18 protein-coding genes are annotated in these 20,517 nt (G+C 60.5%); 9 read left to right on the top strand and 9 right to left on the bottom strand.

Features of this window, described 5'->3' with window-relative positions; translation table 11 throughout:
* Window positions 1-684: 684 nt before the first annotated feature.
* Both ACWCIA_RS16305 and ACWCIA_RS16300 read right to left on the bottom strand, forming a co-directional pair.
* Window positions 685-2,847: a peptidase domain-containing ABC transporter gene (locus ACWCIA_RS16305; RefSeq protein ID WP_454164930.1), complete on the bottom strand. Its 2,163-nt coding sequence runs from the start codon at window positions 2,845-2,847 to the stop codon at window positions 685-687.
* A 41-nt stretch (window positions 2,848-2,888) separates the two neighbouring features.
* Window positions 2,889-4,181 carry an HlyD family secretion protein gene (locus ACWCIA_RS16300; RefSeq protein ID WP_454164928.1) on the bottom strand — a complete coding sequence of 431 codons (1,293 nt, stop codon included), beginning with the start codon at window positions 4,179-4,181 and terminating at the stop codon, window positions 2,889-2,891.
* A 206-nt stretch (window positions 4,182-4,387) separates the two neighbouring features.
* Between ACWCIA_RS16300 and ACWCIA_RS16295 the strand changes: the two genes are divergently transcribed.
* Window positions 4,388-5,674 carry an MFS transporter gene (locus tag ACWCIA_RS16295; RefSeq protein WP_454164926.1) on the top strand — a complete coding sequence of 429 codons (1,287 nt, stop codon included), beginning with the start codon at window positions 4,388-4,390 and terminating at the stop codon, window positions 5,672-5,674.
* Between the two features lie 64 nt (window positions 5,675-5,738).
* Here the strand turns inward: ACWCIA_RS16295 and gyrB are convergent, their stop codons facing one another.
* The 3 genes from gyrB to dnaA all read right to left on the bottom strand — a co-directional run bounded on the left by gyrB (window position 5,739) and on the right by dnaA (window position 10,926).
* Window positions 5,739-8,240, bottom strand: coding sequence for a DNA topoisomerase (ATP-hydrolyzing) subunit B (gene gyrB, locus ACWCIA_RS16290; protein ID WP_454164924.1), 2,502 nt, complete (start codon window positions 8,238-8,240; stop codon window positions 5,739-5,741).
* Window positions 8,241-8,330: 90 nt separating this feature from the next.
* Entirely contained in the window at window positions 8,331-9,437 is a 1,107-nt protein-coding gene (dnaN, locus tag ACWCIA_RS16285) for a DNA polymerase III subunit beta (protein WP_454164922.1), read from the bottom strand.
* Window positions 9,438-9,534: 97 nt separating this feature from the next.
* Window positions 9,535-10,926 (bottom strand): chromosomal replication initiator protein DnaA, encoded by a 1,392-nt coding sequence (gene dnaA / locus ACWCIA_RS16280; RefSeq protein WP_454164920.1) that lies wholly within the window; start codon window positions 10,924-10,926, stop codon window positions 9,535-9,537.
* Window positions 10,927-11,272: 346 nt separating this feature from the next.
* Between dnaA and rpmH the strand changes: the two genes are divergently transcribed.
* From rpmH to ACWCIA_RS16245, 7 genes are all read left to right on the top strand, one after another.
* Window positions 11,273-11,407, top strand: coding sequence for a 50S ribosomal protein L34 (rpmH, locus tag ACWCIA_RS16275; protein WP_040378179.1), 135 nt, complete (start codon window positions 11,273-11,275; stop codon window positions 11,405-11,407).
* Between the two features lie 31 nt (window positions 11,408-11,438).
* On the top strand, window positions 11,439-11,855 hold the full coding sequence (gene rnpA / locus ACWCIA_RS16270) for a ribonuclease P protein component (protein ID WP_454165086.1): 417 nt from the start codon (window positions 11,439-11,441) through the stop codon (window positions 11,853-11,855).
* Window positions 11,852-12,112, top strand: a complete 261-nt coding sequence (yidD, locus tag ACWCIA_RS16265) for a membrane protein insertion efficiency factor YidD (RefSeq protein ID WP_454164919.1) — start codon at window positions 11,852-11,854, stop codon at window positions 12,110-12,112. Before rnpA ends, yidD begins: the two co-directional genes overlap by 4 nt.
* A gap of 11 nt (window positions 12,113-12,123) precedes the next feature.
* The gene (gene yidC / locus ACWCIA_RS16260; RefSeq protein WP_454164917.1) at window positions 12,124-13,797 is read left to right on the top strand and encodes a membrane protein insertase YidC; all 1,674 of its coding nucleotides are present in this window, start codon (window positions 12,124-12,126) and stop codon (window positions 13,795-13,797) included.
* 90 nt (window positions 13,798-13,887) lie between these two features.
* Window positions 13,888-15,267: a tRNA uridine-5-carboxymethylaminomethyl(34) synthesis GTPase MnmE gene (mnmE, locus tag ACWCIA_RS16255; protein WP_454164915.1), complete on the top strand. Its 1,380-nt coding sequence runs from the start codon at window positions 13,888-13,890 to the stop codon at window positions 15,265-15,267.
* A 104-nt stretch (window positions 15,268-15,371) separates the two neighbouring features.
* On the top strand, window positions 15,372-15,950 hold the full coding sequence (locus ACWCIA_RS16250) for a DUF1439 domain-containing protein (RefSeq protein WP_454164914.1): 579 nt from the start codon (window positions 15,372-15,374) through the stop codon (window positions 15,948-15,950).
* Window positions 15,951-16,329: 379 nt separating this feature from the next.
* Window positions 16,330-16,521, top strand: a complete 192-nt coding sequence (locus tag ACWCIA_RS16245) for a hypothetical protein (protein ID WP_454164912.1) — start codon at window positions 16,330-16,332, stop codon at window positions 16,519-16,521.
* A gap of 81 nt (window positions 16,522-16,602) precedes the next feature.
* On the opposite strand, the gene ACWCIA_RS16240 is transcribed toward ACWCIA_RS16245, so the two are convergent.
* Both ACWCIA_RS16240 and ACWCIA_RS16235 read right to left on the bottom strand, forming a co-directional pair.
* Window positions 16,603-17,190 (bottom strand): Hpt domain-containing protein, encoded by a 588-nt coding sequence (locus ACWCIA_RS16240; RefSeq protein ID WP_454164910.1) that lies wholly within the window; start codon window positions 17,188-17,190, stop codon window positions 16,603-16,605.
* A 7-nt stretch (window positions 17,191-17,197) separates the two neighbouring features.
* Entirely contained in the window at window positions 17,198-18,220 is a 1,023-nt protein-coding gene (locus ACWCIA_RS16235; RefSeq protein ID WP_454164908.1) for a CAP domain-containing protein, read from the bottom strand.
* 138 nt (window positions 18,221-18,358) lie between these two features.
* Here ACWCIA_RS16235 and pssA point away from each other — a divergent pair, with 138 nt between their 5' ends.
* The gene (gene pssA, locus ACWCIA_RS16230; protein ID WP_454164906.1) at window positions 18,359-19,162 is read left to right on the top strand and encodes a CDP-diacylglycerol--serine O-phosphatidyltransferase; all 804 of its coding nucleotides are present in this window, start codon (window positions 18,359-18,361) and stop codon (window positions 19,160-19,162) included.
* Between the two features lie 7 nt (window positions 19,163-19,169).
* Here pssA and ACWCIA_RS16225 read toward each other — a convergent pair whose 3' ends face one another.
* Complete coding sequence (locus tag ACWCIA_RS16225) at window positions 19,170-19,478, bottom strand: metal-sensitive transcriptional regulator (protein WP_454164904.1); 309 nt, start codon at window positions 19,476-19,478, stop codon at window positions 19,170-19,172.
* 8 nt (window positions 19,479-19,486) lie between these two features.
* Window positions 19,487-20,413, bottom strand: coding sequence for an aldo/keto reductase (locus tag ACWCIA_RS16220; RefSeq protein WP_454164902.1), 927 nt, complete (start codon window positions 20,411-20,413; stop codon window positions 19,487-19,489).
* Window positions 20,414-20,517 lie beyond the last annotated feature (104 nt).

Genomic DNA, 20,517 nt, shown 5'->3' with positions numbered 1-20,517 from the left:
ATACATCCGATGCCGTGGTCGATGTCGATGGAAAGACCGGAGCTATACAATAGAGCTAGTCAGGAGCGGCGCAAGCACACTTGATAAAAAACTAAAGATGCAGAGCCGTAGCCAGAAATGGAATGCCGCTGCCGGGCTCAATGGTCAGTACTAGAGGCAAGGCGACGTGACTTAAGGAAGCTCAGATCGAATTTATGAGATGGAGATATCTGCATTTACCAGTACTGCCGAAATATAAACGTTAGTGTGCTCAGCATCACTATTACTCTAGCTATAGCGTGGACGCGTTTAGTCGGAGTTTGACACAGTTAAACCGAGTTTTTAACCAATTACCGTTGGAGTCACATGCAAGGAGAGCGGGGACACTACCTCGCCAATAAGCCACAGTGATCTGGCGCTTCGAACGCGGATGACCCGAAAATGTGGTTTGGATAAAGTCGCTTAAGTAACAGAGCGGCTAAAAACCGAACACGATGTCTCGGGTAGTAAGATATCGGAAGAGCATGCTAGCGATGCTGTGTTTACCGGATAAACTATTTTGAAGAGCCATCCTCAGCTCAGATTTTTAACGGATCAGACATCGGCAATCTCTATTTGGCAAGATTCTAATTTTCTGCAAGTGTAAGCGTGCATGATTAATTTGTGTTAAAGCTTCCCGCATTCTTTTTCTCCATTCCGAGTAAATTATGCCGCGATAACTTCTTCGTCTTCATGCAAATTTTCGAGATCGCTCTGCAAGTGGTCCTGTACAATCCTTCCCTGTTGTATGACAACTACCCGCTGTGCCATAGCAATCGTTTCAGGACGATGCGCCACAAGTATGCGAGTGAGGTTGAGTGTTTTGATGGCTGCATTAACTGCATGTTCGTTCCACACGTCCAAGTGACTAGTAGCCTCATCGAGTACAAGAATTTTTGGGTCTTTATAGAGTGCACGTGCCAACAAGAGCCTTTGCTTCTGACCGCCTGACAAACCGCTGCCGATGTCGCCAACCAGCGTGTTATAGCCCATCGGCATTGAACCAATTTCTGTATGAATCGCTGCCAACTGCGCACACATTTGGACCCGTTCCAAGTCAGCTGTAGGAGAAAAAAAGCTGATGTTGTCTGAGACTGATCCTGCAAACAGCCCGTCGTCTTGCATTACCGTGCCAATAAGGCATCTGAAAGTGGCGTTACCCATCTGCGACAACTTCATCCCATCGATTAGGATGTCACCTTCGGTTGGATCGAGCAGGCCCAGCAATAATTTCATAAGTGTAGTCTTACCGCATCCTGAAGGACCAGTTATGGCAATGCATTCTCCGGCAGGAATGAGTAAGTTGAAATCCTTGATGATGAAAGGTTCGCCATCACCATAGCGGAAGGAAACGTTACGGAACTCGATTGATGGGTTAAAAGCATCGGTATCAACCTCAAACTCCTGCTTGCTCGCCTCCGGCTCTGTCATCACAATGTCTGCCAATCGGTTGCCATGAAGACGTAGCATTGTAAGCTCAAACACCTTATCAACCAGGCTCGTCATACGGGAGCTAAATTGGTCCTTATAACTAATGAATGCGAATAACATTCCAACAGATAACATGTTATCTAGTACTAGCGTTGCGGCGAGCCAGATCACTAATACGCGCTCGCCACTAAAAAGGAAGGTGTTCGCGCTTTGATAGGTTACGCCCAATTTGGCAATACGTAAGTCGGCATTAAATTGTTCGACTAGCGCGTTTGTCCAGCTGGCACGTCGCTCTTCGCTTCTTCCGAACAGACGGATGCTTTGGATGCCGCGAACCGATTCCATGAAATGTGTTTGTTGTTTCGCAGCATGGATGATTTGCTCCGCCGTTGCTTCGCGCAATTTGCTAAAGATGGCCAAACGCAGCAGAACATATAACATAACGGCGATACAAGCAATAGCCGTTAATTTGGGGCTATATAGAAACATCATAATGAGAGTGCCTACCACTAGAATGCCGTCGATGATTCCTTCAACAAACTGCGTAGTTAGACTGCGCTGAATAGTTTCGATTGAGCCGAATCGCGACACGATATCTCCAGTGTGACGTTTCTCGAAATAAGGAAGGGGAAGCTTCATTAAGTGATTGAAAGCGTTTCCAAGCCATTGGAAATTTAAGTCCATCGCTAGTGAAGTGGTAATCCATGCGCGCACGCCTCCAATCGCCGTCTGTAACATTACTAGCAAAAAAAAGCCGCAACCAAGAATAGTTACTAGGTCCCTGTCAGATGCCAGCAAGGCTTCATCGATTACCCACTGCATATAGAAGGGCGCGACGAGTGCACACAATTGCAGCACCAAGCCAAGAAGCAGTAATTGAAGCATGCCGCGACGCAACCCAGTAACACGACCCATTAATGTCAGTAGAGGGAAGTTTTGCGTTTCTTCTTTCTTGACGAATTCTTCAGTTGGCTTGAGTTCCAGCGCTACGCCAGTGAAATGCTTAGAAAACTCTGCGAGCCGGAAGCGCCGAACGCCTACGCCGGGATCGTGAATCACTGCATGGGTATTCGTTACCTCTTTAAGCACAACGAAATGGTTCATATCCCAATGCAGCAAGCATGGTGTCTTGAGTTGCGGCAGATTTTCCATTTCAAGCTTCAATGGGCGGGGTTGCAGCGCTAACCCTTGGGCCATGGTCATGACACCCTTGAGCGTTGCCCCTTTTAGAGACACGGAGAAGCGGCGGCGTAAGCTAGCTAAGTCTAACTTATGGCCGAAGTAGCTAGCCACCATACATAAACAAGCAAGCCCGCATTCGGCCGCCTCAGTTTGCAAAATAACCGGCAGTTGACTGCGGCGCCAAAAGGAATACTGCAGGGGAGCATTGGGTTTCATGTGTTCTCTGGAGTGTAGGGCTGCTGCCGCATAAGGTCCTTCTACTGGCGGCCGGTAATGCTAAACAGCGGTTCTAGGATCCATTCATACAGACGACGATGGTCAAGATGAATACTGGCATCAACCACCATTCCCGATCTCAGCGGTAGATGTTTGCCGTATGCCTGAATCGTTTGGGAATCCAGGGTTAATCGAATCCGGTAGAGAGGTTCTGGCGAAGCGTTCTGCGGTAAACCTAATTCCTGGGGCAACATCGAGGTGTCTGCCACATCACGCACTCGCGCAGAGTACTGACCGAATTTTTGATAGGGATAAGCTTGATAGCGTAACAAGACCTGCATGTTGGGCTTAACGAAGCCGATTAACCGCGAGGGTACGTAGATTTCGGCTTCTAGTTCAGCACCCTCAGGCAGCATCGACGCAAGGGTAACGCCTTGAGTGATCGTTTGGCCCACTTCCGTAGCAAGAGCCGCGACGATACCATCCACAGGTGCGCGGACGAGTATTTCGCGCCGTGCTTCGTTCTCCGTCAGGTTTTGCTCGAGTGAGAACGCGTTCCTGTCCATCACGCTGACTTCACGCTGTGCTTGCAACTGAAGGTCATTTAGGTCAGCTTGTGCAGCCGTTAATTCACGGTGGTTGGCAGCATGCATCCGCTCGAGATCGGCAAGGCGTTGGCGCTGGTCTAGCAACTCGCCCTGTTTATCCTGTAGCTGAGCAGCAGAGATATATTTTGTTGCTTCCAGTTCGGTAAAACGATTGAACGCCTGCTCGGCTAGCGATACTCTGCTCTTTTGCAAGTCAATTTGCCCGATTGTGTGCTCGCCTTCTGTCAGAATGTCGCGAACGCGCTGCCGTGCAGCTGCGATGCGTTGTGCTCCCTGCAGTTGCGACTGTTTTAGTTCAACTCGCAGGCTAACGAGCTGGCGCTCTAGCAAAGACGAAATTTTCTTCTCGGTAGATTCGCTCGTTCCGCTACTGCGTTCGCCGGAGAGTACGAACATAATTTGGCCTGCCTTGACTGCTTGGCCTTCCTTGACGCGCATTTCAGTTACAACGCCACGCTGAACCGGCGTGACGCGAATTACCCCAGCAGTCGGCAGTAACACTCCGGTCGCTTGAGCCTTTCGTGTCGTGCTGAAAAGAACAAAAAATCCGATGATGCACAGCGCAATGCTGACAAATACTGCCGTGAGAACGCGGTGACTAACGGGGTTTGCGAGAATCACTGTTCCGTATTGCCGGGCTTTCACATGCTCGATAGCCTGGGAGCGAAACAATGTACGGCTAGCAATTTCCTTCTGTGTATCTGACGATTCCGAGACTTGATCCATGCTAGAGGAATTTAAGCTATTGATAGTGGGATTGCACTTTGGAAAGATACCTACATCTACAAGAAGCTAACTAGAGCTGGCGCAAATTGGCTGCAGCCTAGATACATGGCATAAAAATGCCAACGCTAAACAAGGCACATCGGCGACAATCTGCAGCTTTCAGAATATTTTTCGACCTGGCAACGTTCGTTTGGTAGCATCTCGAAATGAACGCTACTCCTGCCTACGAAACCGCTCCCCCACGCATCCGCCGCAGTCAAACCTTGGCCCTCGTGCTCTTGGTCCTCACCGGCGTCATCAACTACCTGGACCGAGCCACCCTGGCCGTCGCTAACGAATTCATCCGCGCAGACCTCGGCCTCTCGCTCGGCCAGATGGGCTTGCTGCTGTCGGCTTTCTCCTGGAGCTATGCGCTCTGCCAGTTGCCAGTCGGCGCGCTGGTCGACAAGATCGGCCCACGCTGGCTGCTCGGCATGGGTCTCGTGGTCTGGTCGCTGGCACAGGCAGCAGGCGGACTCGTCTCGACCTTCGGCTGGTTCGTCATCGCCCGCATCGTGCTCGGGATCGGCGAAGCGCCGCAGTTCCCGGCAGCGGCGCGGGTCGTGAGCAACTGGTTCCCTTTACGAGCACGGGGTGCGCCGACCGGGGTCTACAACTCGGCATCGCCGCTGGGTGTCGCGCTCGCGCCACTGCTCCTGTCGCCGTTGATCGCCGCGACGAGTTGGCATTGGGCCTTCTTCGTGACCGGTGCGATGGGTATCGTGGCGGCGGTAATTTGGGTCGCCCTGTATCGCGATCCTGTGCGTTCGGAGCTGAGCAAGGAAGAGATTGCCTACCTGGACGCGGGGCAGACGAACGAACCCGCACCGAAAACAAGTTTTGCCTCCTGGCGCGCGCTGTTCCGGCACCGCGCTACCTGGGGCATGCTGTTCGGTTTTAGCGGATCGGTCTACCTGAACTGGGTCTACTTGACCTGGCTGCCGGGCTACTTACGCACCGAGCGGCAGATGGATATCGCCTACGCCGGGCTCGCGGCCTCGGTTCCTTTCGCCTGCGGTTTCGCAGGCGCATTGATCGCCGGCTGGGCGTCCGATCGTGTGGCCCGAAATTCCGCTTCGCCGCTGTCCGGCCGCCGCAAGGCGGTAGTCGCAGCGATGCTGGGCATGGTGGCGTTCACGATTCCGGCGGCCCTGGTTGAAAGCAATACCGTCGCCATCGCCTGCATTTCGATCGTGATCTTCCTGGCTAATGCCGCGTCGGCCTGCTCGTGGTCGCTCGTCACCGTGGTGGCGCCGCGCAGCCGCGTCGGGTCGCTGGGCGCGATCCAGAACTTCGGTGGATTCATTGGCGGCGCGCTGGCGCCGATCCTGACCGGCTTTATTGCGCAAACCTGGTCCTTCGTACCGGCCTTGCTCACGGGCGCTGGCATCGCCTTCCTCGGTGCGATGTCCTACCAGTTCCTGGTCGTGCGCGCGATTCCTGAACAGGAATAAGGCATAAAAAAGCCAACCTCGAAGGTTGGCTTTTTTTATTACTGCTTATTACTGCGTTCGTGAATCAGACGTCGATATTCCCCGCCTGCAGCGCATTGCTTTCAATGAAATTACGACGCGGCTCGACTTCATCACCCATCAAGGTCGTAAAGATCTGATCCGCCGCAATCGCGTCCTCGATCTGCACCTTCAGCAGGCGGCGCACGGTCGGGTCCATCGTGGTTTCCCACAGCTGTTCCGGATTCATCTCGCCCAGACCCTTATAACGCTGCTTCGACACGCCGCGTTCGGCTTCTTCGCGCAGCCAGATCATCGCTTCGTGGAATTCACGTACGGCGAATTCCTTCATCTTCTCGCCTTCGCCGCGGCGCATGATGGCGCCTTCGCCCATCAGGCCCTGGAAGGTGGCGGCGGCGTTAGCCAGCACGGCGTAGTCGTTGCTGAGGACGAAGTCGGCGTCGATCGAGGTCACGTACACGTTACCGTGGCGCATGCGCTCGATGCGCAGGGAGTGCTTCTCCGACAGTTCGTCCGAACGCACGACCACGCGCACGGCCGGGTCGTTGATCGCCGCTTCCATCGTCTGGGCGGAGACGCCGGCGTTTTCCAGCGTGCTCATGTCCAGCGTGACGCCGCTCATGATGGCGGTCAGCGCAGCGCGGTCGATCACGCGGGTCAGGCGCATCATGATGGCGTTGGCCAGGTTGTACTGGCGCACCAGTTCCGACAGGGCTTCGCCGTTGATCGGCTCGGCGCCTTCGCGCGGGATCAGGGAGGCGCCGTTGAGCGCCACCATCATCATGTAGCTCGCTTCCTCGACGTCGTCCTTCAGGTAGCGTTCGTCGCGGCCGGCCTTGACCTTGTACAGCGGCGGCTGGGCAATATAGATGTGGCCGCGCTCGACCAGCTGCGGCATCTGGCGGTAGAACAGCGTCAGCAGCAGGGTGCGGATGTGGGCGCCGTCGACGTCCGCATCGGTCATGATGATGATACGGTGGTAGCGCAGTTTGTCGACGTTGAATTCGTCCGGGCCGATCGAGGTGCCGAGCGTCGCGATCAGGGTCGTGATCTGCTCCGAGGACAGCATCTTCTCGAAACGCGCCTTTTCCACGTTCAGCACCTTGCCGCGCAGCGGCAGGATGGCCTGGAACTTGCGGTCGCGGCCCTGCTTGGCGGAACCGCCTGCCGAGTCACCCTCGACGATGTACAGTTCGGCCAGCGCCGGGTCGCGTTCCTGGCAGTCGGCCAGTTTCGAGGACAAACCCAGGCCGTCCATCACGCCCTTGCGGCGGGTCAGGTCGCGCGCCTTGCGTGCCGCTTCACGGGCACGGGCGGCTTCCACGATCTTGCCGCAGATGATCTTCGCGTCGTTCGGCTTTTCGTTCAGGAAGTCGGTCAGCGTTTTCGCGACGATTTCCTCGACCGGGCCGCGCACTTCCGACGACACCAGCTTGTCCTTCGTCTGCGACGAGAACTTCGGCTCAGGCACTTTCACCGACAGCACGCAGGTCAGGCCTTCGCGCATGTCGTCGCCCGAGATTTCGACCTTCGCCTTTTTGGCGAAATCGTTCTCGTCGATGTATTTGTTGATCACGCGCGTCATCGCCGCACGCAGGCCGGTCAGGTGGGTGCCGCCGTCGCGCTGGGGGATGTTGTTGGTGAAGCAGAGCACCTGCTCGTTGTAGGCGTCGTTCCACTGCATCGACACGTCCACCGAGATGTTGGTGCCGTGCTCGGACACGCGGTCGCCGGTTGCCTGGAACACGGTCGGGTGCAAGACCGATTTGGTCTTGTTGATGTATTCCACGAAGCCGCGGGTGCCGCCTTCGAAGGCGAACACTTCTTCCTTGCCGGTGCGGTGGTCGCTCAGCTTGATGTTGACGCCGTTGTTCAGGAACGAGAGTTCGCGAATGCGTTTCGACAGGATCTCGTAGTGGAATTCGACGGTCGTGAAGATTTCTTCGTCGGCCCAGAAATGCACTTCGGTGCCGCGCTTGTCCGTTTCGCCGATCACCTTGATTGGCGAGACTTCGAAACCGTCGACGATTTCGATTTCGCGGTTCTGCGGGACGCCGCGCACGAATTCCATCTGGTGCACTTTGCCTTTTTGGCGGACGGTCACGCGCAGCAGCTTCGACAGCGCGTTCACGCAGGACACGCCGACGCCGTGCAGGCCGCCCGACACCTTATAGGAGTTCTGGTTGAACTTGCCGCCGGCGTGCAGTTCGGTCAGGGCGATTTCGGTCGCCGAGCGCTTCGGCTCGTGCTTGTCGTCCATCTTGACGCCGGTCGGGATGCCGCGGCCGTTGTCGGCGATGGAGATCGAGTTGTCGGCGTGGATGGTGACGTGGATTTCGGTGCAGTAGCCGGCCAGCGATTCGTCGATCGAGTTGTCCAGCACTTCGAACACCAGGTGGTGCAGGCCGGTGCCGTCCGAGGTATCGCCAATGTACATGCCCGGCCGCTTGCGGACCGCTTCCAGGCCTTCCAGAATTTGAATCGAGGCGGCGCCGTATTCGTCCGACTGCATCGGCGACTGGGGCATTTCGTTAGTGTTCTCGGACATGGACTGCTTTCTCAAAAAACTGTGTATTCAGACTGCTCAGTTCGGGCCGCCCGCTGATTAAACAAGAGGCAGCCCGGGATGCATCATCTTTTAAATGCGCATCGGCATGACGACATATTTGAAGTCGCCATTGTCGGGAATCGAGATCAGGGCCGACGAATTCGAATCGCCCAGCGCGATGTTCACCTGATCGCACTTCAGGTTGTTCAGCACGTCGAGCAGGTACGTCACGTTGAAACCGATGTCGATCTGGTCGCCGCCGTAGTCGATCTCGAGTTCTTCGACCGCTTCTTCCTGGTCGGCATTGGTCGAGCTGATCTTCATGCTGCCCGGGGTGATGATGCAGCGCACGCCCTTGAACTTATCGCTGGTCATGATCGCGGCGCGCTGCAGCGAGCGCAGCAGTTCGTCGCGGCTGATCGTGAAGTCGTTCTTGTAACCCTTCGGGATCACGCGGGTGTAGTCAGGGAACTTGCCTTCGACCAGCTTCGACACCAGTTCGATGTCGGCGAAGGTCAGTTTCACTTGCGAGGCGGCGATGTCGAGGCGCACGGTCTCGTCGCTTTCTTCCAGCAGGCGCTGCAGTTCGATGATGGTCTTGCGCGGGATGATGACTTCCTGGCGCTCGAATTCCTGCTCGGCCTGCACTTGGCAGAAGGCCAGGCGGTGGCCGTCGGTAGCGACTGCGATTACTTTATTACCGTCCAGCACCAGCAGCAGGCCGTTCAGGTAGTAGCGGATGTCCTGCTGGGCCATCGCGAAGTGCACCATGTTAAACAGGTGCTTCAGCGTCTTTTGCGGCAGGGTGACCGAGGCGTTATACGTGTCGGCAACCGAGACGGTCGGGAATTCTTCGGCGGCCAGGGTCTGCAGGGCAAAGCGCGACTTGCCGCTCTGCACAGCCAGGCGCTTGTTTGCCAGCGTCATCGTGACGTCGCCCGACTCCGGCAGCGCGCGCAGGATGTCCAGCAGCTTGCGCGCGGCAACCGTGGTGCCGGTGATGTCGTCGCCGGAACCGATGTTGGCGTGCGTCGTGATCTGCACTTCGGTGTCGGTCGACAGGAAGGAGACGCTCTCGCCGTCCTTGCGGATGAGGATATTGGCCAGAATCGGCATGGTGTGCCGACGCTCGACAATACCGCTCACGATCTGCAGTGGCCGGAGTAGCGTGTCTCGGGTGGTTTTGACCAATTGCATAAATGTCCTCGAAAGGTTTATTTGATGAAAGTTTTACTACTGCACTATTTTGCCGTGTGCCGGGGGTAATTGCCACCCCCGGCTGAGCTCCCGCCGATCAACCTTTGAGGGTCTGTTCCAGCACGTGCAGTTCGTGGTTGCACTCGGGGTTTTTCTGGCGATCGCCGGCGATCTTGCGCACCGCGTGCAGCACCGTGGTGTGGTCGCGGCCGCCGAAGAGTTCGCCAATTTCCGGCAGGCTCTTCTGGGTCAGCTCTTTCGCCAGGTACATGGCGATCTGGCGCGGGCGGGCGATGTTCGCCGGGCGCCGCTTCGAGTACATGTCCGCGACCTTGATGTTGAAGAAGTCGGCGACCGTCTTCTGGATGTTTTCCACCGAGATCTGGCGGTTCTGCACCGACAATAAATCCTTCAGGGCTTCCTTCACGATGTCGATCGTGATGTCCTTCCCGTGGAAACGCGAATAGGCCAGGATCTTGCGCAGCGCGCCTTCCAGCTCGCGCACGTTCGAGCGCAGGTGCTTGGCGACGAAGAAGGCGACGTCGTCCGACAGGGTCACGCCCTCGGACTGCGCCTTCTTCAAGAGAATGGCGACGCGCATTTCCAGTTCCGGCGGCTCGATCGCGACCGTCAGGCCGGAGTCGAAGCGCGAGATCAGGCGGTCGTCCATGCCGGTGATCTCTTTCGGATAGGTATCCGAGGTGATGATGATCTGCTTCTTGGCGGCGATCAGGGCCTCGAACGCATAGAAGAACTCTTCCTGCGTGCGGCTTTTCCCGCCGAAGAATTGAATATCATCGATCAGCAGCATGTCGAGCGAGTGGTAGTAATGCTTGAAGTCGTCGAAGCCTTTCCGCTGGTAGGCGGTGACGACGTCGCGCACGTACTGCTCGGCGTGGATGTAGCGGATGCGCGCGCCCGGCTGGTCGGCCATGACCTGGTTGCCGATCGCGTGGATCAAGTGGGTCTTACCGAGGCCGACGCCGCCGTAGAAGAACAGCGGGTTGTACGACACGCCCGGGTTGTTGGCGACCTGGATCGCGGCGGCGCGCGCCAGCTGGTTGGCCTTACCGGTCACGAAACTGTCGAAGGTCAGGTCCGGGTTGATGCGGCTCTGCTCGCGTTTCGGCGAGTTGGCGATGTTCAGGTTCGGCTGGGGCTCGACGCTGGGCGCCGACGGGCGCAGCTGGCCTTCGGTCGATGCCGCCGGGGCAGGGCGCACTTCGGCCGGCTTCTTCGCCATGTTCAGGCGCGGGTCGAGCACGAACTGCACCTCGACCGGGGCTTCCCAGTATTGGCAGGCCAGCGCGGTGATGCGGTTGGCGAACTGCGTCTTCACCCAGTCGAGCTTGAAGCGGTTGGGCGCTGCAATGCGCAGCTTGCCGTCCTCGTAATCGAGGGCGACGAGCGGTTTGATCCATGCGCTGTATTGCTGCGGCGTCAGCTCGAGCTCCAGCTGCGCGGAAGCGGTCTGCCAAAAGTTTTCCATGTGTGCGGCTTAATGATACGTAACACGCTATTTTACCCGTTTTCTCGGTAGTTATCCACAGGCAGCGCGACATTTTCGCCGATCGGCTGGGGATAAAAGGCGAGTTATCCCAAGTGCGCGCGACAGTCGGAAACAACACCTGCCTTGACAGCCAAGTGTCAAGTAGGGTCTAATTCAGGGTTCCCTGTCCGCCGACCTGTCAGCCAAGTAATTGATGGTTGAAAAAATGCGGACGAGCTGTGGCGTAACGCTGGCTTAACAAACTGCGAACTGTCATTGGCGCCGATTCCTGACGTAAGACGTCAGACCCGATTTTGCATCCTATTTTGCTTTAAGCGAGACCACCATGAAACGTACTTACCAACCTTCCGTCGTTCGTCGCAAGCGCACGCACGGCTTCCGCGCACGTATGGCTACCCGTGGTGGCCGCCAGGTTCTGAACGCACGCCGCGCCAAGGGCCGCAAGCGTCTGGCTGTCTAAGCCAGTAGTGCCTGATCGACCGCGGTCAGCCATGACAGGCGAAGGTTCGCACGACTTCGCGCGCGCTCGTCGCATTCTAAAAACGGATGAGTTCTCATCCGTTTTTCGTTTGCGGCCGACGCAAAAATCCGCGCATTTCGTGCTCTACACCCGGCCCAGCCCGCTGCCTCATGCGCGGCTGGGCATCGTCGCGGCCAAGCGCTTCGCGCCGCGCGCCGTCACCCGCAATACCATCAAGCGCGTCACGCGCGAGCTGTTCCGCACGAACGAGATCCAGGCCGTCGACTGCATCGTGCGCCTGGCGCGCCCGGTCAACACCAAGGCCGGTCCGGCGACCAACAGCGCATTGAAGCGCCTGCTGCACGCCGAACTGTCGCGCCTGCTGGCATCGCAGCGCCCGCGGCGGCCCTCGGGGCCGGCACCGGCGCCTGCACCTTCAGTCTCATGAAAACCGTGCTCATCTGGATCGTGCGGGCCTACCGGCTCGTGTTGTCTCCGATGCTCGGGCAAAACTGCCGCTTTTATCCGTCCTGTTCCAGCTATGCCATCGAGGCGCTCCAGACCCATGGTGCGCTGCGCGGCAGCTGGCTGGCCGCGCGCCGCCTCGGCCGCTGCCATCCCTGGAACGCGGGCGGCGTCGACCCCGTGCCGCCCAAGGGGCGCAAGCATTCCCATTCAGCCGCTTGCGGTTGCAACCACTCCTGATCAATACCTCAATGGAAATCAATAAACGTACCATTCTGTGGATTGTCTTCACCGTCTCGCTAGTCATCCTGTGGAACAACTGGATGATGGCGAACGGTAAGCAATCGATGTTCTCGGCCACGCCGCCGGCCAAGGTTGCCACCGCGCCGACCACTGCCGCCGCTCCGAACGGCACCGCCGGCGTTCCCGCCGCGGCCGCCCAGCCGGGTACGGTGCCGGGCGCCGTTCCCCAGCCTGCCGCGCCTGCGCCGGTACGCGCCGAGCGCATCACCATCACCACCGACGTGGTGAAGGCCGAGATCGACACCATGGGCGGCGTGATCCGCCACCTCGAGCTGCTGAAGTATCCTGACCAGTACGACAAGACCAAGAACCAGGTCCTGTTCAACGTGGCCGGCAATAACGTCTACCTCGGCCAGACCGGCCTGATCGGTTCGACCCCGGCCGGCGTGTTGCCGAACCACAACACCGCGTTCGTGGCCCGTCCAGGCATGCGTACGCTCGACGGCAACAATTCGGTGCAGCTCGTGCTCGAAGCCGAGCAGGGCGGCGTGAAGCTGACCAAGACGCTGACCTTCAAACGCGGCGACTACGTCATCGACGTGCGCCACGATGTGACGAACCTGACTGCGGCGCCGGTGCAGCCTTCGCTCTACCTGCAGCTGCAGCACGACGGCAACAAGCCTCCGGGCGATTCCTTCTTCATGCCGAGCTACACCGGTCCTACCCTGTGGACGCCGGAAGACAAGTACCAGAAGCTGACCTTCGAAAACATCGAAAAGGGCAAGGCCGAGCACTCGACCAAGGCCAACGGCGGCTGGGTGGCGATGTCGCAGCACTTCTTCGTGTCGGCTTTCATTCCGTCCGAGAACGCCGCGCGTGAGATCTTCACCAAGAAGCTGGCAACCAACCTGTACGCGATCGGCACCGTCCAGCCGCTGGGCACCGTGGCGCCGGGCGGCACCGTCTCGAACACGGCGCGTCTGTACTCGGGCCCGCAGGACGAGAAGACGCTGGAAACCATCACCCCGGGCCTGGAACTGGTCAAGGACTACGGCATGTTCGCGATCATCGCCAAGCCGCTGTTCTGGATCATGGACCAGATCCACAAAGTACTGGGCAACTGGGGCTGGACCATCATCGCCTTCACCATCCTGATCAAGCTGGCCTTCTTCCCGCTGTCGGCAGCCGGCTACCGCAGCATGGCGAAGATGCGCGTCGTGACCCCGAAGATGCAGGCGATCCGCGAGCGCTACAAAGCCGACCCGGTCAAGATGCAGCAGGCGACCATGGAGCTGTATAAAGCCGAGAAGATCAACCCGCTGGGCGGCTGCCTGCCGATCCTGGTGCAGATGCCGGTGTTTCTGGCCCTGTACTACGTGCTGCAGGCTTCGGTCGAGATGCGCGGCGCGCCGTGGATCGGCTGGATCCAGGATCTGACCCAGCCTGACCCGTGGTTCATCCTGCCGATCCTGTACGCCGGCTCGATGTTCATCACGCAGAAGCTGAGCCCGCAACCGGCCGACCCGATGCAGGCGAAGATGATGCTGTTCATGCCGCTGGCTTTCTCGGTCATGTTCGTGTTCTTCCCGTCGGGCCTGGTGCTGTACTGGGTGGTCAACAACCTGGTGTCGATCGCGCAGCAGTGGGTCATCACCAAGAAGTACGAGACCGTCAAGAAGTAACGAGGTCAGGTACCAACAAGAAGCCCGTGGATTCCACGGGCTTTTTTTATGCAGGGCAGGTTCCTGCTTTAAATCATCTACAATTCGCGCATGAAGCTAGACACCTCACCCATCGCGGCGATTGCCACCGCACCCGGACGCGGCGGCGTCGGCATCGTCCGCGCCTCCGGCAAAGCGCTCGCTCCCCTGATCGAGACCCTGTTCCCGGGCACGGTCCTGGCGCCGCGCCACGCCACCTACATCCCTTTTAAAGCAGGCGACGGCGCGGTCATCGACCAGGGCCTGGCCCTGTATTTCAAGGGCCCGCATTCCTACACCGGCGAAGACGTGCTGGAACTGCACGGCCACGGCGGCCCGGTCGTGCTGCAGATGCTGCTGGCGCGCGTGCTGGAAGCGGGGAAGGAAGCCGGCCTGCGCCTGGCCGAACCCGGCGAATTCACGCGCCGCGCCTACCTCAACGACAAGCTCGACCTGGCCCAGGCCGAAGCCGTGGCCGACCTGATCGACGCCTCGACCGAAGCGGCGGCGAAATCCGCCTCGCAGTCGCTGTCGGGCGCCTTCTCCCAGGTGGTGCACCGCCTGGTCGAGCAGACGATCAATTTACGGATGCTGGTCGAGGCGACGCTCGATTTCCCGGAAGAGGAAATCGACTTCCTGGAAAAATCGAACGCGCGCGGACAACTGGCCGGCATCATCGATTCGCTGGAACACGTGTTCCGCCAGGCGGCCCAGGGCGCATTGTTGCGCGAAGGGCTGAACGTGGTGCTGGTCGGGCAGCCGAACGTCGGCAAGTCCTCGCTGCTGAACGCGCTGGCCGGGGCGGAGGTGGCAATCGTCACCCCGATCGCCGGCACCACCCGCGACAAGGTCAGCGAGACGATCCAGATCGAGGGCATTCCGCTCAATATCATCGACACGGCCGGCATCCGCGCCATCGACGACGGTATCGATGTCGTCGAACGCATCGGCATCGAGCGTACCTGGGGCGAGGTCGGCAAGGCCGACGTGATCCTGCACCTGTTGGATGCCAACCTGGGCCCGAGCGCAGCCGACGAACAGATCGTCGCCGCTTTCCCGGCCGGGGTGCCGGTGGTGCGCATCTGGAACAAGATCGACTTGTCGGGCCACCGCGCCGCGGTCGAGGGCGCGGCGGACGCGACCCACATTTATTTGTCGGCCAACGAAAAGCTCGGCATCGATTTGTTGCGCGCGGAATTGCTGCGCATCGCCGGCTGGCAGCAGACCGGGGAGTCGCTGTATCTCGCGCGCGAACGCCACCTGATCGCCCTGCGCGGCGCACGCCAGCACCTCGACCTGGCGGCCCAGCACGCGGCCCAGGACGACCAGTCGCTCGACCTGTTCGCCGAAGAGCTGAGGTTGGCGCAGGACCAGCTGTCCAGCATCACCGGGCAATTCACGCCGGACGATTTGTTGGGGGTGATTTTCAGCCGCTTCTGTATCGGCAAGTAGCGTCATCGCTGGCGATGACCCGCGAGGGCTCAAGAGCCCACCCTACAGAAAACAGGAACGCGCTTGCCGTGCTAGGCTCTCCTCAAGCAAACAGAGGAGCCAACATGCTTGAAACGAACCTGCGCACAAGGCGCAATCTGCTGGCGGGCCTGGCCGCGGCCTCCGCACTGACCCTGCTGGCCTCCTGCTCCAGCCTCCTCGGCCCGCGCGAAGTCGACCTGCCGCTGCACAAGCTGCAGGCGAGCCTGGACCGCCGCTTCCCCGTCGACAACCGCCTGCTCGAACTGTTCGACGTGCGCCTGTCGCGCCCGCAGCTGAACGTGCTGCCGGGCGACCGCGTTTCGCTGACGGTGGACGCCAGCGTGGCCCAATCCTTCCTGCGCAACCCGCTGGCCGGCACGCTGGCGTTTTCGGGCCGGCTGTACATCGACCAGGCGCGCAGCGGCGTCTACCTGGCAGAGCCGCGCATCGAGCGCTTTGCCGTCAGCGGCATCGACGAATCGGTGCAGCGCCAGCTCGCGCGCGCCGCCAACGGGCTGCTCGACCGCGCCATCCTCGACATCCCCGTCTACAGCTTCCGCATGGAAGACCTGCGCTATGCGGGCGTGCAGTACGTGCCGACCCGGATTGCGACCACGGCGAACGGCCTGCGGGTGTCGCTGGAGCCGGCGCAGCCACGCTGAGCCGGGCCTTGCAATCTGTTACACAAAAGACCTCTTTTATGCGCCGCGCACGATTGGATCATGGCCGGAATGCCCCATCCGTACTGCTATGATTTCCGCAGCTGACGCCGCCGCTGACATGCTTTTGACGTGCTCGCCGCCGTCATCCGGCGAGCTGTTGCAAGCTTGCCGCAACCGTAAAAAGGCGGCGACGAGGCATTGCGGCTGCGCCGGGTTGAGCGCACACTGAAGCATCAGGAACGGCTGTGGCAGCGCTGCCTGACAAGGGACTTCCGGTTGCGTTGGCTCATGCCTGGAATGTTCCGCTACAGTAATATTGCTTCACGGATCGATGTGTTGCAGCAGGAGGTGGACCTTGGAAACGATACAGAACAGTGTGATGAGCGACAGTGTGGCGCCGGATGCCATGTCGGCCGGCGCAGCTTCCGCCGTGCAGGCGCGGCCAACGCGGCTCAGCCTGCCGCCGAAGGGCTCGTGCTGGTACTGCGAAAAGCCGGTGGACAGCGTGCGCCGCTTCTGCGGCAAGGACTGTACCGACGCGTTCGACGAAGAAGCCGAATACACGCGCTGAACGTCTGACAATCTCGCCATCGCGGCGGCGCATCGCTCGCCGTAGATGGTGCCTTCGCAGTGGCGCCTTCGCAGTAGTGCCTTATCTACCGGCTGCTTTAGGCCGGTCCAGCAGTTCCAGTGCGCGCTCGTAATCGAATTCCATTACCGCCGCGCGCACGGCTTCATATTCCCGCTCTCCCAGTTCCGCCACCAGTTCGGCGCGCGCGGCCGCGACCAGGTCGATCGCGGCGCCGTCGCCGATGTCGAGCATCGCGCGCAGCCGTGCCCGCGCACCGGGCAGGGCAGGCACCGCCGCGGAGACTGATGCTTCCTCGGAGGGGGCCATCTCATCGAGTTCGCGCAGCACGCGCGCCAGTGCTTCCTCGGTGTGCAGGAACAGGGCGTCGACATGGCGTTCTCCGCCGCGCAGGGCGCTTTCGAGCGCCAGCGCGGATGCGTACAGCGCGCCCGCTTCGATCATCCCGGCCGCCCCCTTGAGCGTATGCGCCAGGCGCTGCGCGAGCGCCAGGTCGCCGCCGGCGAGTGCGGCGCGGATGGTGGGGCCGGCGTGGCGGTAGTCATGGCGAAAGCGCGCCAGCGCGCGCAGGTAGATCTGACGGTTGCCCATCAGGCGCTCGACGCCGGCTTCCAGATCGATTGCCGGCGGCGCACTGGATGGGAAGGTCATCGGCGATTTACAAGGTCGTGAACGACCAGGTGCGCGACACCGGTATGCCGCCGACCGTGCCGGTGAAGCTGACGTCGTAGACGGTGTTCGTGGCCAGCGGCGCGAGCGGCACGATTGCGGCCGACGAACGCCCGGTATGGGTGTCGTTCGCATTGGTCAGCAGCCGCACCGCCATCTCGGCACCGCCGCGCGGACGCACGCTGAAGGTGGTCACCAGGATGGTGCGGTCGATGTTGGCGTGCACGCTGATCGGATAGCCGACTTCATTGCGGTCGGGAACCGGGTCGGGAGACTCGGTATTGCTGAAGAAGTTGCGCGGAACGGCCGTCTGGCCGCTGAACGGCCATACTGCCACCTGCCCACTCGCCAAACCTGGGCCGAAGCCGTTGTTGGCGGTGAAATTGGCGGTGAAGTAATTACGACCCGTGCTTCCCGTGGCCGCGCCGGTGCCGATTTCCTTGAACACGGGTTCGAAGATCACGAACCGGTGATAGATGGCGGTGATCAGTTCCTCGGCCATGTATTGGCCCGAGCCGTTGTTGGTGGCGGAAATCACTTCGCCGAAGGCACGGCTATTGTTCGTATTGAATACGTAGCCTGCCGCTTGCAGGCGGTCGGACAGGGTGGCGCCGGTAAAGCCCGGGCGGCCGGGCGTCTGGTCGTGGGTGATGTCGTTATTGGTGCTCTGGTATTCCGAATGGCCCTGGGCGGCGGCGTCGACCACGGTATTGCGCGTCAGCGTCGTCATGCCGATCTGGGTGCGGCGGAAATTGATCCACTCGCGTCCGTCGAAAGCGATATTACCAGTCAGGACAGGTGCGCCGGGTGCGACCGGCGTCTGCGTGACGGGGGGCGCAGGGGTGAGCGGGTCGGGATTGACGGGCGCTGCCGGTTGCTGCGGGGGCGCGTTGCCGGTCGGCGGCGGGGTGACCGTGTCCGGACCGTCACTGCCACCGCCGCCGCAAGCAGCCAGGGCCAGGGCGGTCACGCATCCCGCCAACACCATCCTCACGCGCAGCAGCTCGCTCATCCCTGTACTCCCAATTCGTATTCGCGCCAAAGTGGCACATTCTAGGACAAAACCAATATGCATGACGTCAAGCAGCGTGCGCGACCGCAGGCGGGTGCCCTGTAGAATAGGGCCATCCTTCTCTTGCCCGGACACGAATTGAACCAGCCTCGACCCACCCGCCTTGCGCGCGCCAAATTTGCCCTGCCGAGTTTCGTGACGCTGCTGTCGATCGCCTGCGGATTCGGCAGCATCGTCATTACGGTCGACAACGCCCAGGTCGGCGCACCCGGCGACTTCCGGCTGGCCGCCATCCTGCTGGTGCTGGCCGGCGTGTTCGACGCGCTCGACGGTTTCGTCGCCCGCGCCACCAACACCCAGTCCGCCTTCGGCGTGCAGCTCGATTCGATCGCCGACGTCATGAACTTCGGCTGCGCGCCCGGTTTGCTGCTGTACTGCTACGGCTTTTCCCAGCTCGGAGAAGCCCACCCGACCATCGTGCGCATGGGCGGGCTGGCCTGCTTCATCTTCGTTACCTGCGGCGCGCTGCGCCTGGCCCGTTTCAATATCTCGGTCGGGCGCACCGATCCGCGCTACTTCGTCGGCATGCCGATCACCGCCGGCGCCGCCTGCGTCGCCTCGGTCGTCGTGGCTTGGCCCGAACCCGTCAGGACCAGCGCCGGCGCCTTCGCCGTGATGGCGCTGATGGTCGCGGTGGGGACTCTGATGGTGTCGACGGTAAGATTTCCTAGCAGCAAGCAACGCCTGACCAAAGGCATCTTAATCGTGATTGCCGCCGCCGTTCTGCTCCTGATCATGCTGCAGACGCGCTTTTTCGTGCTGTTCTTTCTGATCTACGTGAGCGCGACGCTGTTGCTGAACATCGGCTGGCGCACCGGCTGGCGCGGCGTTGCGCCGCCGGTGGTCTACCCGGACGAGAGCGAGGACGAAGAGAAGCTGTAAGAAGCTTTTAAGCGAACTTGTCGAGCAAGGCCGCGAGCCGAGCCGCGACCGCGCGTGCGTCGGCCAGGTCCTCGGCCGCTTCGCTGTGGGTCACGACGGTGGCGGTCAGCAGCTGGACGAAAGAGCGGTCGAGCGCCTTGCGCGCCGCCGCCATCTGCTGCGCCACCGCTTCGCAGTCGGCCGGCTCGGCCGCCAGCGCGATCAGTTTCTGGACCCCGCGCAACTGGCCCTCGATGCGGGCCAGGCGGTTCAGCAAATCCTTCTTCTGCTGCGCCGTCAGCGCGCTTCCCTCGACAATCTTGACCGGCTCCGCCATGGTGTTCCTCAGGCCACTTCGTGACCGCGCGCCGCGCGCAGGATCGCGAACCAGTCGCTGCGCTCGAGCGTGAAGCCCGTTGCGGCGACCGCGGCGGCGACGGAAGCGAGCTTGCCGCTGCCGGTCAGCGGCATCGGACGGCCAGGCAGAGCCATGATCCAGGCGAACACCACGCTCACAAACGGCTGCTGGACGCGGTCCGCAACTTCCTGGATGGTGGCGCGCAGGTTCACGCTGCGGGCGTCATCGGAGGTAAACAGGCGCCCGCCGCCCAGCGGCGACCAGATCATCGGCGCGACGCCCAGGTCCTGCAGGCCGTCGAAGGTCTCGTCGAACATCGGCGCCGTGTGCAGCGGAGAGAATTCGACCTGGTTGGTGGCCAGCGCCACCCGCCGGTTCAGCGACTCGAACTGGTGGCGCGTGAAATTCGACACGCCGACATGGCGCACCTTGCCGCTCGTTTGCAGGTGGATGAATGCTTCCGCGACCTCGTCGAAGTCCATCAGCGGATCCGGGCGGTGGATCAGCAGCAGGTCGAGGTAATCCGTACCCAGCTGGCGCAGCGAGTTGTCGACCGAGGCGAAGATGTGCGCGCGGCTGGTGTCGTAGTGCTGGATGCGGTGCTCGGGTCGCGCCGGCGACACCAGCTTGATGCCGCACTTGCTGACGAGCTCCATGCGCCCGCGCAGTGAAGGCTGGGCGCGCAGGGCTTCGCCGAACAAGGCCTCGACGCCGTAGTTGCCGTAGATGTCGGCATGGTCGAAGCTGGTCACGCCCATCGCGATGCATTCCTCGATGAAGGCGATGCGCTGCTGGACCGACATGTCCCACTCGCCGAGACGCCACATGCCGGCGATCACGCGGGACAGGGACAGACCATGGCCATCCTTGCGGGTGGCGATGCGGGGGCAGGAGAGGGAGGCAGCTTGGGTCATCGGCAGGGCTTTTTTGCTGGGGAGGTAGCTGTGCATTATAGCGGCGCGACCCTAAACAGGCGGCGCCGTACGCGCTCACGCCTCTCGTAGAGGGGGCACAGGCC

It is taken from the genome of Massilia sp. SYSU DXS3249 (assembly GCF_053668055.1).
Note: the sequence above shows the minus strand (reverse complement) of the source record. Positions and strands in the feature narration are given on the sequence as shown.